Source organism: Bacillus cereus group sp. MYBK216-1, from assembly GCF_051916495.1.
Lineage (GTDB): Bacteria > Bacillota > Bacilli > Bacillales > Bacillaceae_G > Bacillus_A > Bacillus_A thuringiensis_K.
Map to the genome: position 1 here is coordinate 92,677 of NZ_JBQAGT010000001.1, position 15,116 is coordinate 107,792.

Below are 15,116 nucleotides of genomic sequence, written 5' to 3' on the forward strand. Positions count from 1 at the left end.
TTATGGTAAAATCTATGTATGTGATATGACAAGGAGAGGGAAGTGTGAAGATTACGAAGGAGAAGGTTATTGGTGTAATCGTACTTATTGCAGTATGTATACCATTTACTGCATGGAAAGAATCAAAAGTGAAAGATTTTCCGGTTTCTATTTTTTCGGAAGAAGCAGATGGTGAGTACGGTCAGAAGCTGAAATATACTGCTTTTTTACCTGATGTTGCGATTTGGATGAACGGTTGGGAAAAGAAGTGGACAGAAGGGGAAAGAACTGTTTATCAAAAAGGGAATCGCATTGTAAATGTGTTTCATCCTCCTGGCGATGATGGTTATTACCTTCTTGAAGCAAGAGAAAATAAGTGAACGCAACCGTAAGAAGTGGAGGTTAAATAGTGAAAGCTTCAACATTACTATTTAAAATTGAAAGTAATATGGATCAATTTTCACCAGCTGAGAAGAAGGTTGCCATGTACATAATGGAGAATGCAGAGATTGTACCGAATTTAACGACGAAAGAAGTGTCAACGAATGCAGGCGCAAGTGAAGCGAGTGTCGTTCGCTTTTGTAAATCGATTGGAATCGGAAGTTTTAAAGCATTTAAGATAGCACTCGTTCGTGAATTAACGATTGCTGATTATAATATTAACGATTTTTCAGTGATGAATACAGAAGATGGACCGTATGATTTATTTAATAAAGTTACTTATGTGAATAAAGCTGCAATTGAGGCGAGCGTGACGGCGATAGATAAAAAAGAACTTGAAAAAGCTGCAGATCGTATTGTAAATGCCGATAAAATTATCTTTTATGGAGTAGGCGGATCAGCTACTCCGGCGATGGACGGAGCTTATAAATTTACAAGGCTCGGATTTACAGCGATGATGCTATCTGATTTTCATATGATGTTGCCGCTTGTGACGAATTTAAAAGAAGGCGATATATTTGTTGCGATTTCAACATCTGGTCGAACGAAAGATGTGCTTGAAATGGCGCAGTATGCAAAGAGACAAGGTGCAACTGTTATTGGAATTACGAAACTAGATCAATCATCACCGTTATATAAAGAAGCGGATATTCGCCTTTGTATGCCAGATGTAGAACAAGATCATCGTATTGCGAGTATTGCTTCGAGAATGACGCAATTGAATATGATCGATGCTTTATATGTGATTACTTTCAATCGAATTGGTAATAAAGTATTGAATCAATTTATGGAGACACGAGAAGAAGCGTTGCGGTTACGGAAGTTAAAGTAGAAGAAAAGATGAGGAGACTCATCTTTTTTTATCCCCCTATTTGCCGGGCAGTAAGACCCTCACTTCAAAATTCAGCGGAAGCAAAGAAAGTTAGGTGGGAATCAACTGCCCGTAAATGCCCGATTGGTGCGGGCTAATAATCAGTGGGGATGAACAAAACCCACACTGATTAAAGTTTCACTTTATTATCTTTGACAAAAATATGTCATGTCGTGAAATTTTATTTCATAAAATAAGAAAGAGTAATTGATTTTTAGTTTCTTAAAGTTATAATAAAAGTGTGAAATATAATTTCAAAGAGGGTGGCAATATGTTAGAAAATTTATCGACAGAACATCGTAATGAGAAAACAATGAATTTGGATGAGATGAGCATAAAAGAAGTGTTGCAAAGTATGAATGAAGAAGATCGAACTGTTGCGTTAGCAGTTGAAAAAGAGATAGAACAAATTGAAAAGGTTGTACAGACTGTTATTAAATCTTTTGAAGAAGAGGGACGTTTAATTTACATTGGTGCTGGTACGAGTGGTCGTTTAGGTATTCTAGATGCAGTGGAATGTCCGCCGACATTTGGCACGGATGATAAAATGGTGCAAGGATTTATAGCAGGTGGATTGAAAGCGTTTACTAAAGCGGTGGAAGGTGCCGAAGATCGCGAAGAGTTAGCAGAAGAAGATTTAAAAAGTATTGGATTAAATGAGAAAGATACAGTGATTGGAATTGCTGCAAGTGGCAGAACTCCTTACGTAATTGGCGGCTTGAAATACGCACAGAGTGTAGGAGCGAGTACAGCGAGTATTTCTTGTAATAAAAATGCTGAAATAAGTAAATATGCAAAGTTAAATGTGGAAGTAGAGACAGGTGCAGAAATATTAACAGGATCAACGCGTTTAAAAGCTGGTACAGCACAAAAATTAGTGTTGAATATGATTTCAACAGCTTCGATGATTGGTGTAGGAAAAGTATATAAAAACTTAATGGTAGATGTTCAATCCACAAATGAAAAGTTAGTAGAACGGTCAAAACGAATTATTGTGGAAGCAACAGGCGCTAGTTATGAAGTAGCGGCAGAGTATTATGAAAAGGCAGAACGTAACGTAAAAGCTGCCATTGTTATGGTGTTGTTGCAGTGTGAATATGGGGAAGCACTGGAGAAACTAAAATACGCTAAAGGGTTTGTGAAGAAAGCACTATAAAATAATAGGGAGGGGGATTCTATTATGAAGAAAGAAGAGAGAATGGCCAAGGAAATTTCGGAGCAACTTGGAGGAATAAAAAATATTCGTAGTATTGCTCATTGTATGACGAGACTACGATTAACGCTTCATGATGAAAGTAAAGTAAATATGGACCTTTTAAAAAAAGTTGAAGGCGTTATGGGTGTTATAGAAGATGAGACGCTTCAAGTTGTCGTTGGTCCAGGAACAGTAAATAAAGTAGCAGCTGAAATGGAAGGCTTAACAGGACTACGAATTGGTGAGGTAGCAGATCATCACCTTGAAGATATTGGGCAAGAGATGAAATCAGAGATTAAGAAGAAAAATAATACACCGGTGAAAAACTTTTTACGAAAAATAGGAAGTATTTTCATTCCGTTAATTCCAGGACTTGTTGCGTCAGGAATTATAAACGGGGTTGCTAACTTTGCGAAAAACGCTGGTGCTGATCCAAATGCAACGTGGTTACAAATGTTACTACTCATTGGCGGCGGTATCTTTACATTCTTAGGAATTTTAGTCGGTTGGAATACAGCGAAAGAGTTCGGCGGGACACCGGTTCTTGGGGCAATTGCTGGCATTTTAATTTTCAACCCAGCGATGGCAAACGTAAAATTGTTTGGTGAAGCATTAGTGCCCGGACGTGGCGGATTGTTCGCAGTTATTTTTGCAGCATGGCTTATGGTTGTAGTGGAAAGACAAGTTCGAAAAGCAGTGCCGAATGCAGTTGATATTATCGTGACACCACTCATTACTGTATTAGTTGTAAGTATCGTAACGATGTTAGCCATTCAGCCATTAGCAGGTTTCTTATCAGATGGTATTACGAGCGGAATTAATGCTATTTTAAATATTGGCGGAGCATTTGCTGGCGCAGTACTTGCGGGAACATTTTTACCTCTCGTTATGGTCGGATTGCATCACGGTTTAACACCAATTCATATGGAATTTATTAATCAAACACACGTAACACCTTTATTACCAGTACTCGCAATGGCTGGTGCTGGCCAAGTAGGCGCAGCAATTGCGATTTATGTGAAAACAAAAAACAAACGACTTCGAAATGTAATTAAAGGTGGATTGCCAGTTGGCTTTTTAGGAATTGGTGAGCCGTTATTATACGGGGTTACATTACCACTTGGGAAACCGTTTATTACTGCTTGTTTAGGAGCGGCTGTCGGTGGTGCTTTCCAAGCAGTTATGCAAACGGCTTCACTTGGAATTGGCGTATCAGGGCTATCTTTAATTCCGTTAATTGCTGACAATAAATATTTACTATATTTCTTAGGTTTAGTAATTGCATATACTTTCGGATTTATCTTTACGTACTTCTTCGGATTTAAAGAAGAAATGGCAGAAAACGTATAGAGAAAGGGATTCCTTTCTCTTTTTCTATTAATAGAAAGGGAGATTTATATGATCGGAGTTTCCATTTATCTTTCAAAAGAACGAGTAGAGAAACAAGAAGAGTGGCTAAAAGTAGCGAAGGAAAATGGGTTTACATCTATTTTTACATCACTGCACATTCCAGAAGATGATCCAAATACGTATAAAGAGTTAATTCAAATATTAGGGAAAAAAGCTCTTGCACATGAAATGGAGCTAATGGTTGATGTTTCTCCAAAATCGTTACACCATTTAGGGCTAACATATGAAAATGTGGAAGAGTTATTGAACTGGGGCATTACCGGTTTAAGAATGGACTATGGCATCACGCCAAAAGAAATCGCCCGCGTATCTCACAAGATGAAAGTAGCTTTAAATGCGAGTACGATTACAAAGTCATTTTGGAAAGAGTTACTTGCAGAACATATAAGAGTAGAGAATGTAGAAGCGTGGCATAATTTTTACCCACGTCCAGAGACGGGACTAGCAAAGTCCTTCTTACAAAAACAAAATCAATATTTACAGAAGTGCGGAATAAAGACGATGGCATTTATTCCAGGAGATGCGGAAAAACGTGGTCCGTTATATGAGGGGTTACCAACGTTAGAAAAACATCGCAATATGCGCCCGCTTGAAGCGTACTTAGAACTTGTACAAGATTGTGGTGTTGATAAAGTATTGATTGGAGATATAAGCGCAAGTTTAGAAAGTATGCAAGAAGTAGCTAGTGCAAGTAGAGGGATTATTCCATTGCGTTACAAATCATTTATAACTGATAAAGAAGTATTAAAAGTGGTAGAGCAAGTGCATACAAATAGACTAGATCCGTCTCGTGATGCTATTCGATCTGTAGAATCAAGGGAAGGAAATAGAGTGATGTTACAGCCGATGCATACAATTGTAAGAAAGAAAGGTAGCATTACAATTGATAATGAATTGTACGGTAGATATGCAGGAGAGATGCAAGTTGCCACACATGATTTACCTGTAGATGAGAAAGTGAATGTTGTTGGAATGGTTGTAGAAGAGGATATTTCTTTATTGCCGTATGTTGGCGCTGGAAAAATGTTTCAACTTTTTTGTGCGATAGAGTAAAAGCTTGAATTAGCGCTATTTTGTAAGAAAACATTATCCGTAAAAGGGATAATGTTTTTTGTTTTCTTTAAAAAAGTATTTGACGAATGAATTGAAATACCGTATTGTTTTGACTTGTAAATAAAAGTTCACTATAACAAAACGAAAAGGAGAGTTCAAAATGAACCAATATATTGGGAATTTAATTATTCGTATCGTGTTAGGAGTAACGTTCTTTGCGCACGGTTTAGCGAAGTTTCAATCAGGTATCGATAACGTAGCAGGATGGTTTACAAGCATCGGCTTACCAGGTGGCCTTGCATACGGCGTAGCAACAGTTGAATTAGTTGGTGGTATATTATTAATTATCGGTTTAGGTGTACGATATGTAGGATTGTTATTCGCTCTTATTTTAGCTGGAGCTATCGTAAAGGTAAATGGAGCAGCAGGTTTATTAGGAGATGGAAAGAATCCAGGATATGAATTAGATCTTGCATTATTATCAATGGGTGCGTATTTATTCGTAGTAAAAGCAGAAGGATATGTAGATCGTTTCTTAAAAGAGAAAGTAATGAAAACAAAGTGAATTTTATTTATAAATGTTGACTTGAAGAAATATTGTAACTATAATGATTACAATTAATGAATTACGAATGAAACAATTTAAATATTTTTTTACACAAGATGTAACTACATTGGTTACGTCTTGTGTAAAAATAAATAAACGGGAGGAAGTAATATGCCTAAATCAAATTTAGAAATTATTAAAAGCACGTATGAAGGATCAGCTTCTTCAAATGCAAAGCATTTAGCAGAAGCCTTCTCTGAAAAAGTGGAATGGACAGAGGCAGAAGGGTTCCCGTATGGCGGAACATATAAAGGCGTAGAAGCTATAATGGAAAATGTATTTAGCCGTTTAGGATCAGAATGGGATGATTATAAAGCAAGTGTAAATACGTATCATGAAGTAAACGGAAAAGATGTAATTATTGCTGAAGGTGTTTATTCAGGAATTTATAAAGAAACGGGAAAATCATTTGAAGCAGAATTTGTTCATGTATGGCAACTTGAGAACGGAAAAATTGTGAAGTTTAAGCAATATGTAGATAGTCATATTGTTAGGGAAGCGATGAAGAGATAATGCTTTTTAAATGGATCGTAGGTATATGCATTACAATTATAGTAATTTTCTCGTCTATAGTTGGCGGAAAGAAATTGCTTGCATATGTGGAAAAAGAAAATAAAAATATTCAAATCGAGCGAGCGGCAAACGAAAAAGAGAAAAAAGCTGCAGAAGAAGCTCCGCAAATTAGTGAAGGTGAAATTATTTCTACTATGCATAAAATGGTGCACCAAAAGGTAAAATCCTCTGAAAAATGGGGATTTGTAGAGATGACAAAAAAGGAGATTTCTAATGTAAAAAGAGATATTGAAAATAGTACAGGTTTTCAATATAAAATGAAGTTATTTTCTATTATAAATAGATGGGAAAAAGGAGATTTTTCTCAAACTGTTGAGGAGCATAACTTTTTATGGAGCCTTCAAGGTGGAGATACTGGCAAGGCGACGGAACGTTTATCGCCAGAAGAGGAAAAGCAGTATATAAAAGAAATGAAGAGTAAATAAAAACATCGCCAACCCAGATGACGATGTTTTTTCATTAAGAATGTTTTCGTATTAAAGGTCTAGTTGGCTGAACGGCAACAGTTTTGAAATGAGAAAATAAATAACATCCTGTTACAACGACCATTGTCCCTACAATTTGTATCCACGTTAATTCTTCACCGAGGAAAAGGAATGCTAAAATCGCTGTGAAAATCGGATTGAAGTTTAGAAAAATCCCGGATGTCGTAGCTCCTAATTTTTGTACACCAATATTCCAAAATACCATACAAAGAACTGTCGAAATAAGCCCAGTATATAAAAGTGATGTGATGAAAGAAGTATTTATATTTGAAACAGTGAAGCTACCTATGTTAAACGGTAGTAATAAAATAACGCCGAAAATACCAGAGTACAACGTTGCCATAAGTGGTGTAGTTGTTTTTGTTGCCCATTTACTACAAACAGAATAGATTCCCCAAATACAAACTGCTGCAATCATCCATAAATCGCCACTATTAAAATGTAGTGAAAATAAAAGCGAGAAATCACCTTTTAATAGGACGAGGATAACCCCGAAGAATGAAAGAATCATGGATAGGATTTGGAGTGTATTTACTTTTTCTTTTAGAAATAATACTGAAAATAATGCGATTGAAATTGCATTCAAAGTAGAGATAAGACCTACATTTGTAGCGGATGTTTTTTCTAATGCTAAAAATTGAAAGATGTTAAAAAGAGCGACCCCTGAAATTCCCATCAATATTAACGGAAGTATTGCGGTACGTGGTGGAAGGATTTTCTTTTCTTTAAACCATACCATTGGTAATAAACAAACAATCGCAATCATCCATCTTAAATTTGTCAGTGTCATCGGCGATGCATGATCGACGAGTGATTTTCCAACGACAAAATTTCCTCCCCATAATAAGCTCGTTAGTAATAGTAAAAAGACGTAAAAATAAGGCATGCTAAAATCCCCTTTTTTGTAATCAATACGAATTGTAAATAATTTTAGCATTTTTCTTTATTGTGTAATATATTCTTTTGTATAATGGATAAAACTCGATAAAATATTTAGTTATGAATGATATTTACGGAATAATATTCAGTTTTGTGTAAGGTATAAGGTATTTTTTCGAATAATCATCGGTAAGAAAAAAGGGGGAATTGTAATGGAGTCGTCTGTTATTAAAGTGTTGGATGATTTGGATGTACAAATTTTAGATATATTGCAGAAGGAGTCACAAGTAAGTAATGCAGAGCTGGCACGTCGCGTTAATTTATCACCGGCTGCGATGCATGCAAGAATAAAAAGATTGGATGGGGAAGGTTTCATCGATAAGCAAGTTGCGATTTTAAATCAAGAAAAGCTTGGATTTGATTTATTATGTTTTATTTTTATGAGTACAAATATTCATCAATTTGACAAGCTGGAAGTGTTGGAGAAAGAATTAGAATCGATGCCGGAAGTGTTAGAATGTCACTGTTTAACAGGAGAGTACGATTATTTATTAAAGGTTGCAAATCGTGATCGTAAAGAACTGGAGCAGTTTATTAGAAAGCTGAATAAGCTTGGTATTACACGTATACAGACAAGTTTAGCACTTCGTGAAATTAAATATTCAACAGTATTGCCGATACGAGATGAGGAACCGAGCATCGATTAGATTGCTTGGTTTTTTGTTTGCATAAAGTGATTGACGAGGAGAAAAGAGAGATGTATTATTATATAAAATTATGAATTAAAATTCATTTTAAGTTATAAATATTAATATTGAGGGGCAAGGGGATGTAATATGAAAATCTGTAATGCGGTGACGAGTGATGTGAAAGAAATTTATAGTCTTATTGAGGTTTATGCAAAAGAGGGAGTTGTTTTACCACGTTCTCTTTTGTCTCTTTATCAATATTTGCAATGTTTATATGTTATGAAAGAAGAAGAGAAAGTTGTTGGAGTTGCTGGTTTACATGTGTTAGGAGAGGACCTTGCAGAAGTTCGGTCGTTAGTCGTTTCGCATACATATGCAGGGAAAGGAATCGGGCGTATGTTAGTGAATCATGTAATAAATGAAGCAGTGAAAATAAAAGTAAGTAGAGTCATTTCTTTAACATATGAAACAGAATTTTTTCAAAAGTGTGGATTTGATTTTGTGAATAGAGATGCGCTACCAGAGAAAGTATGGGTTGATTGTAGACATTGTCCAAAGGTTGATTATTGTGATGAGGTGGCGATGATTCGATATGTTGGATGAAATAAAAGGAAAAAAGAGCAGCTAGCAAAAGCTAACTGCTCCATTCAAGGGATCTCTCCAAGGGGGAGTGGAGAAAATATTATGTTACTAGCAGTATTGACAGATTATTAAGAAATATACAAATCAGATGAAAGAAATTTTAAATAAACTTTCGGCATTGACAGTTTTTAAAATGTTCATGTACAATATATATGAATGACATTCAGTCATTTTTATGTGACAGGATGCAGTTAGCTTAGAAATGGAACAAATACAATGGTAAATGAGGATGATAGTTGTTTTTATATAGTATTGATGAAAGAGTATATTTTTTTAAAACAAAAATGACTGATAGTCAGTCATAAGAGGTGAGAGGTATGAAAAATAAAGCTTGGTTATATGTCATATTAACATGTATCTTTGAAATTTTTTGGGTGTTTGGTTTTAATACAGCCAATACTTGGTGGCATTGGATTATTATTTTAGGAGTTATCGCTGTTGATTTTCACTTCCTTTCTAAAGCGTGTGAACATCTTGCAACAGGGACTGTATATGCTGTTTTCGCCGGAGCTGGTACGGTAGGTACTTTCTTAATGGATGTATTTCTTTTCGGTGGAAGTTTCAGTGTAGGGAAGTTATTTTTTATCGTGATGGTTGTAGCTGGCGTTATCGGTTTAAAGCTAGCTGATAATAAAGAAGAAACTGTGGAAGGAGCTGCTTAAAAATGGGTTGGTTTTTCGTATTTTGTGCTGCAATTAGTGAAATAGTCGGTGTGATAGGACTTAAAATGTATAGTAAAGATAAGACATTAGCCAATGGTGCGATTTATATCGGTGGGTTTGCTACATCCTTCGCATTTTTGTATACTTCCTTCTTATTTTTACAAGTAAGTGTCGCGTATGCGGTTTGGATTGGTATCGGAACAGCAGGTGCAGTTTTGTTAAACATGTTCTTGTTTGGTGAGTCGAAAAGTAAAGCGCGTATCATTAGTGTGTTTCTTATTGTATGTGGAGTGACAGGATTAAAGGCACTTTCTTAAAGATATATTGCATTTTTATCTCCTAATTGTTTATTAGGAGATTTTATTATAAAAAAACGATTTCCTCTTAGAGTTCACTATCATTGACAGTACAATCGATTATCTTATAAAATGAGTGACAGTCATTCAATATGCGTGTGAAAGGGTTTAGATGATGAATAAAAAAGAGAAAATTGTCTATGCAGCTATTGAAGTGTTTCAGGAGAAGGGCGTCGAAAAAACGAAGATTTCTGATATCGTGAAATTAGCTGGCATTGCGCAAGGAACTTTCTATTTATATTTTCCTTCTAAGTTATCTGTTATGCCTGCAATAGCAGAAGTGATGGTTGAAAAGATGATACTTGCAGTGAAAGAAAAAGTGCAAAACAATGCGCCTTTCTCAAGTAAAGTGACGCAAGTAATAGATGCGGTGTTTCACTTTATAGCTGAATATCGTGAAATACAAGCTTTAATGTATGCTGGTCTTGCATCTACAGAACATATAAAAGAATGGGAAGCTGTGTATGAGCCCCTTTATATGTGGCTAAGTGAATTTTTAAATGAGGCAAAAGAAGCTGGTGAAATTCGTAATTCGGTTCACGCAGAGCGAACAGCGAAGTTATTTATCGCTCTAGTTGAATCAGCAGCGGAACAAGTGTATTTATATGATCATAAAGATGATGAGCAGGTGGATTTGCAAAAGGAAGAAGTACTAGATTTTTTAACACATGCACTACATATAAAGAAGTAGTAAGATGAACCTGTCTGAGAAGGTAGGTTCATTTTTGAGGAAAAATGAATGATAGTCATTCACCTAATACTTATGTATGTGTGGAAGGATAGAGTGAAATTCTAATGAGTGGAGGCATCTCTACTCATGATTAGCCCACAAATAGCAGGATAAAGAAAAAGCTTCTTGGGCATTATTTTTTGAGAGGAGCTTACGGGAAGAGGTGTTAAAAGTGAAGAAACCGATAAAAGAACAAAAGATGGTACTGGTCATTCTTTTGAGTAATATATTTATCGCTTTTCTAGGGATTGGATTAATCATTCCGGTTATGCCGTCCTTTATGAATGACATGCATTTAACAGGGAAGACGATGGGGTATCTCGTTGCAGTGTTTGCAATGGCTCAGCTTATTGCTTCACCTATTACAGGCCGGTGGGTTGATCTTTACGGTAGGAAGAAAATGATAATCATTGGATTATTTATTTTTGGTGTTTCAGAGCTTCTTTTTGGATTAGGAAAAGATGTGTGGATGCTTTATGTAGCGAGGGTGTTAGGCGGAATTAGTGCTGCTTTTATTATGCCTGGTGTTACGGCATATGTTGCGGATATTACATCTATTCAGGAACGTCCAAAGGCGATGGGATACTTATCTGCGGCTATTAGTACTGGATTCATTATAGGGCCTGGAATCGGCGGATTTATTGCAGAATACGGTATACGTGTGCCGTTTTTTGTTGCAGCAGCAATTGCCTTTATAGCATGTGTGATTTCGATATTTATTTTAAAAGAACCGTTAACGAAAGAAGAGCTTGCAGAGATTTCTTCTAATACGAAAGAATCAAGCTTTATTGGTGATTTAAAGAAATCATTACATCCAATGTATGCAATTGCATTTATTATCGTATTTGTACTCGCATTCGGATTATCAGCATATGAAACTGTGTTTAGTCTGTTCTCTGATCATAAATTTGGATTCACACCGAAAGATATCGCAGCAATTATTACAATTAGTTCAATCTTTGGGGTAGTTGTGCAAGTATTTATGTTTGGCAAATTGGTAGACATGTTCGGTGAGAAAGTATTAATTCAAATATGTTTAATTGTAGGTGCAGTGTTAGCATTCGTCTCAACTGTAGTCTTTAATTATTGGATTGTACTTCTCGTTACGTGCTTTATTTTCCTTGCATTTGATTTACTTCGTCCAGCTTTAACGACGTTTTTATCAAAAGCAGCTGGAAAAGAGCAAGGATTCGTTGCTGGGATGAACTCGACTTATACGAGTTTAGGAAATATCGCAGGACCAGCGATGGGCGGAATATTATTTGATATGAATATTCATTATCCATATGCATTTTCAGGCGTTGTTTTAATAGTTGGTCTCGGCATTACATTTATGTGGAGAGAGAAACAGTTGGCTGGAAGTTTTGCGAAGTAATGAGAATAAAGAATGATTGGAAAGCCCCTTTTTGTAAGGGGCTTTTTTGCATGTTAATACATGGATGGCTGTATCCATAACTTCGCAAAATTTGCCCAGCCGAATGAATCAATTGTTACGTTTTTTAAAGAAGAAGGGTATGTTTTTCTTTTTAAAACGTGATAGTTAAATAAAATGATGTGCTCTACTTGTAAAAATTCTTCGATTTCATACATGAGCTCATAGCGTTCTTCTTTATTTTCCTCTAATAAAAATGTATCAAGTAAACAGTTAATTTGTTTTTCATAGTGCGGATCCATGAACCGATTTACGAAGCAACTTTTATTTTTAAACACATTTAAGAATGCGAGTTCATGGTCAGCAGCAAATACTTCTCCCATGAAAATAATATCGGCATGTGTATCGATAGAACGATCCATATAATCTGAAACGAGAAATGGGTGAAGTTCTACATGTATGCCTAATTGTTCGCAACGTTCTTTTAGGAAATATGCGTCATTTGCACTGTCTTTAAATGCGAAGAAATAAATATGAATCGTTTCTCCGTTATAGGTGCTCTTTTTTAAATACTCTTTCGCTTTTTCTAAAGAGTAGGACCTTTTAGTAGCTTGGCGGCTTCTATCAGGGAAGAAGCTTGATGCAGCAATTGTTCGTCTACCCTCTATGTTACGAAGTATCATTTCAACATCATATAGTTCTCTCCAAGCTTTTCGAAAGTAAATGTCGTGATGAGGACCAGGTTTTGTAAAGTTGAAGCCAGCATAAATACAGCCTATTTCTTCTATTTGTATATCATGCCTTTCATTTTCCTCTTCGTTTGGTAGTTCATAATCAGCATCTATTTGCACATGGTCAGGAATACCCCAAAATTCAATACGGTCTAATAACGCGCGCTCTTTAAAATAATGGGTGAACGCTTCGAGTACGATATTATCTTCAGAGTAATGAGCAAGTTTGAAAGGTCCAGTACCTATATAATGATTATTTTGAATACTAGCATCACGCGGTAAAATTGCGAGCTGCATTGAACTTACATAGTGTAAGAAAAATAGATTTGGTTTTGCTAAATGGAATTGAATTTGCAGTGGTGATGGTGTTTCAATTTGAATAATTTCTTCTGTTAACCATTCGAAAGGGGATTGAACTTGTTTTAGTCTTTCAAATGAAAATTGTACATCTTTAGAAGTTAAAATTGTTTCGTTATGAAAATATATATCTTTTCGTAAATAAAAGGTCCACGTAAGTCCATCTTCACTTAATTCCCACGTATGCGCAATGTGGGGCTCCATTTTTTCAGTAACATCGTTATAGACGACTAACGTATCAAAAATTTGACTCGTAAGATGGCTCTCTGTAGTTACAGCCACAAAAGCCGGATCTAATGGGAATATCTTTCTCGATATAGGAATCTTTAATACGTCGTACATATCATTTGAAGGTTCGTATCCAAAATGATGATGTAGTTTATTTTCTATCTTTTTTTGAAGTGCGAGGGGGAGGGGTTCTTTTAAAAGAAGAAAAACGTCTTTTAATTTTTCTTTCGCTAACAGTTCATCTGTATAGGACTCAATCGCTTCTACGAAATTATGTGAAAATAGAATTTCCGTTTTATTTCCGCGGCCTCGCCCTGGAGTCCAGCTAATTAATTGCTCCTCGCTCATTTTCTTTAATAAAATCTTTACGTTTTTCGTACTGCAATATAAAACATCTGCTAATTCTTGTAAGCTATTTCGTATATGTTGTTGATCTTGTGCATGTAATCTTAATCGAATGTAATAGTCCATAATTTTCATATATACACTTCCTTCTATCATAAAAGGGGAAACTCTTTAGAATATTCTAACCTTTTTCTTCCTTTTTTTCAAAGTAAAATAAGTAAGCATAAGGAGGGGAAACAATGGGATTTTGGAGTATGCATCGAAATATAAAAATTAGAATTATAACATCATTTTTAACACGTACTGTGTCCACGATGATTTTTCCATTTATGGCGATTTATTTTTCAATAAAGTTAGGTAGTGCGATTGCTGGTGCGTTACTACTCATTAATGTCATAGCTTCATTAGTAATTGGTTTATACGGTGGATATGTTGGAGACCGGCTTGGGCGTAAAAAGGTTATGATTATCGGTCAAAGTATACAAGTCATTTCCATTGCTTGTATGGGAGTTGCGAATTCGGATTACATTGACTCACCATGGCTAACATTTGTGTTTATGTTAGTGAATAGTTTAGGGTCTGGACTTATGAATCCTGCGACAGAGGCGATGTTAATTGATGTGAGTACACCTGAAAATCGAAAAGTGATGTACAGCATTAGTTACTGGGCTATTAATTTATCGATTGCCATTGGAGCGATATTTGGAGGATTACTATTTGAAAACTATAGACTACAATTGTTTATCGTATTAACGCTTGTTGCCATTATGACTTTATATGTGATGGCTGTGTATATGGAAGAAGTGTATGTAGCACGAAAAACGGTGGAGAAGAAAAATGTATTAAAAGATATGGTAGATAGTTATAAAGTCGTGATGAAAGATAAAGCATTTTTAATTTTTTGTGCAGCGAGTATATGTACATTATCGTTAGAGTTTCAAATTAATAATTATTTAGGGGTACGTTTGCAGAAGGAATTTGAAACGGTGCACTTTTTATTCGGGGATGGTTTTACGTTTGATTTAACAGGTATTCGCATGTTGAGCTGGATTTCTGCAGAGAATACAATTTTAGTTGTGTTATGTTCAGCACTTCTTATTAAAATGCTGAAAAGCTTCAATGATTTGAAAATCTTATATGTAGGCTTATTCATTTACACGATTGGATTTACAATACTCGGAACAAGCAATAGTTTATGGATTTTATTAATTGCAGGGCTGTTCCAAACGGTAGGCGAGATGATGTATGTGCCAGTACGTCAATCTATTATGGCAGATATGGTGCCAAATGAGGCAAGAGGCTCATACATGGCGATTAACGGAATGGTCTTTCAAGTGGCAAAAATGAACGGAGCATTAGGTGTTATGCTAGGTTCATTTCTTGCATCTTGGGGCATGAGTGCTCTGTACTTTATCGTGGGTATGAGCAGTATTTTATTATTTATGAAGGCGATTGGGAGAGAGAAGTATGAGGGGGAGGCTTCTCAGATTGGATAAAATGATATGAAAAGC

The 15,116-nt window shown here is 35.7% G+C and carries 17 protein-coding genes; 15 read left to right on the forward strand and 2 right to left on the reverse strand.

The features are described 5' to 3' along the window. Nucleotides 1–44: 44 nt before the first annotated feature. The 8 genes from ACTFRH_RS00570 to ACTFRH_RS00605 all read left to right on the forward strand — a co-directional run bounded on the left by ACTFRH_RS00570 (nt 45) and on the right by ACTFRH_RS00605 (nt 6,554). Complete coding sequence (locus ACTFRH_RS00570; RefSeq protein WP_000704958.1) at nt 45–359, forward strand: hypothetical protein; 315 nt, start codon at nt 45–47, stop codon at nt 357–359. A gap of 29 nt (nt 360–388) precedes the next feature. Then, nucleotides 389–1,252, forward strand: a complete 864-nt coding sequence (locus ACTFRH_RS00575) for a MurR/RpiR family transcriptional regulator (protein WP_000648164.1) — start codon at nt 389–391, stop codon at nt 1,250–1,252. A 310-nt stretch (nt 1,253–1,562) separates the two neighbouring features. Beyond that, nucleotides 1,563–2,447: an N-acetylmuramic acid 6-phosphate etherase gene (gene murQ / locus ACTFRH_RS00580; protein WP_000892345.1), complete on the forward strand. Its 885-nt coding sequence runs from the start codon at nt 1,563–1,565 to the stop codon at nt 2,445–2,447. A gap of 24 nt (nt 2,448–2,471) precedes the next feature. Further along, nucleotides 2,472–3,836: a PTS transporter subunit EIIC gene (locus ACTFRH_RS00585; RefSeq protein ID WP_000711296.1), complete on the forward strand. Its 1,365-nt coding sequence runs from the start codon at nt 2,472–2,474 to the stop codon at nt 3,834–3,836. Nucleotides 3,837–3,884: 48 nt separating this feature from the next. Next, nucleotides 3,885–4,949 (forward strand): DUF871 domain-containing protein, encoded by a 1,065-nt coding sequence (locus ACTFRH_RS00590; protein WP_000580620.1) that lies wholly within the window; start codon nt 3,885–3,887, stop codon nt 4,947–4,949. A 160-nt stretch (nt 4,950–5,109) separates the two neighbouring features. Continuing rightward, the gene (locus ACTFRH_RS00595; RefSeq protein WP_001077751.1) at nt 5,110–5,514 is read left to right on the forward strand and encodes a DoxX family protein; all 405 of its coding nucleotides are present in this window, start codon (nt 5,110–5,112) and stop codon (nt 5,512–5,514) included. Between the two features lie 153 nt (nt 5,515–5,667). Beyond that, nucleotides 5,668–6,069: a nuclear transport factor 2 family protein gene (locus tag ACTFRH_RS00600; protein ID WP_001126687.1), complete on the forward strand. Its 402-nt coding sequence runs from the start codon at nt 5,668–5,670 to the stop codon at nt 6,067–6,069. After that, complete coding sequence (locus ACTFRH_RS00605; RefSeq protein WP_000897978.1) at nt 6,069–6,554, forward strand: PRK06770 family protein; 486 nt, start codon at nt 6,069–6,071, stop codon at nt 6,552–6,554. Before ACTFRH_RS00600 ends, ACTFRH_RS00605 begins: the two co-directional genes overlap by 1 nt. 34 nt (nt 6,555–6,588) lie before the next feature. Here ACTFRH_RS00605 and ACTFRH_RS00610 read toward each other — a convergent pair whose 3' ends face one another. Continuing rightward, on the reverse strand, nt 6,589–7,500 hold the full coding sequence (locus tag ACTFRH_RS00610) for a DMT family transporter (protein WP_046946561.1): 912 nt from the start codon (nt 7,498–7,500) through the stop codon (nt 6,589–6,591). A gap of 205 nt (nt 7,501–7,705) precedes the next feature. Here ACTFRH_RS00610 and ACTFRH_RS00615 point away from each other — a divergent pair, with 205 nt between their 5' ends. From ACTFRH_RS00615 to ACTFRH_RS00640, 6 genes are all read left to right on the forward strand, one after another. Beyond that, nucleotides 7,706–8,200, forward strand: coding sequence for an Lrp/AsnC family transcriptional regulator (locus tag ACTFRH_RS00615; RefSeq protein ID WP_000446095.1), 495 nt, complete (start codon nt 7,706–7,708; stop codon nt 8,198–8,200). A gap of 129 nt (nt 8,201–8,329) precedes the next feature. Continuing rightward, nucleotides 8,330–8,785 carry an N-acetyltransferase gene (locus ACTFRH_RS00620; RefSeq protein ID WP_000686671.1) on the forward strand — a complete coding sequence of 152 codons (456 nt, stop codon included), beginning with the start codon at nt 8,330–8,332 and terminating at the stop codon, nt 8,783–8,785. Nucleotides 8,786–9,141: 356 nt separating this feature from the next. Beyond that, on the forward strand, nt 9,142–9,486 hold the full coding sequence (locus ACTFRH_RS00625) for a DMT family transporter (RefSeq protein ID WP_000790626.1): 345 nt from the start codon (nt 9,142–9,144) through the stop codon (nt 9,484–9,486). A gap of 2 nt (nt 9,487–9,488) precedes the next feature. Further along, the gene (locus ACTFRH_RS00630; protein WP_000539671.1) at nt 9,489–9,803 is read left to right on the forward strand and encodes a DMT family transporter; all 315 of its coding nucleotides are present in this window, start codon (nt 9,489–9,491) and stop codon (nt 9,801–9,803) included. A 151-nt stretch (nt 9,804–9,954) separates the two neighbouring features. After that, nucleotides 9,955–10,533: a TetR family transcriptional regulator gene (locus ACTFRH_RS00635; RefSeq protein ID WP_003300131.1), complete on the forward strand. Its 579-nt coding sequence runs from the start codon at nt 9,955–9,957 to the stop codon at nt 10,531–10,533. Between the two features lie 211 nt (nt 10,534–10,744). Further along, entirely contained in the window at nt 10,745–11,947 is a 1,203-nt protein-coding gene (locus tag ACTFRH_RS00640; protein WP_000742946.1) for an MFS transporter, read from the forward strand. Nucleotides 11,948–12,000: 53 nt separating this feature from the next. On the opposite strand, the gene ACTFRH_RS00645 is transcribed toward ACTFRH_RS00640, so the two are convergent. Next, entirely contained in the window at nt 12,001–13,761 is a 1,761-nt protein-coding gene (locus ACTFRH_RS00645) for an SgrR family transcriptional regulator (RefSeq protein ID WP_000569503.1), read from the reverse strand. 83 nt (nt 13,762–13,844) lie between these two features. On the opposite strand from ACTFRH_RS00645, the gene ACTFRH_RS00650 reads away from it, so the two are divergent. Then, entirely contained in the window at nt 13,845–15,101 is a 1,257-nt protein-coding gene (locus tag ACTFRH_RS00650) for an MDR family MFS transporter (RefSeq protein WP_000508200.1), read from the forward strand. Nucleotides 15,102–15,116: the final 15 nt, after the last annotated feature.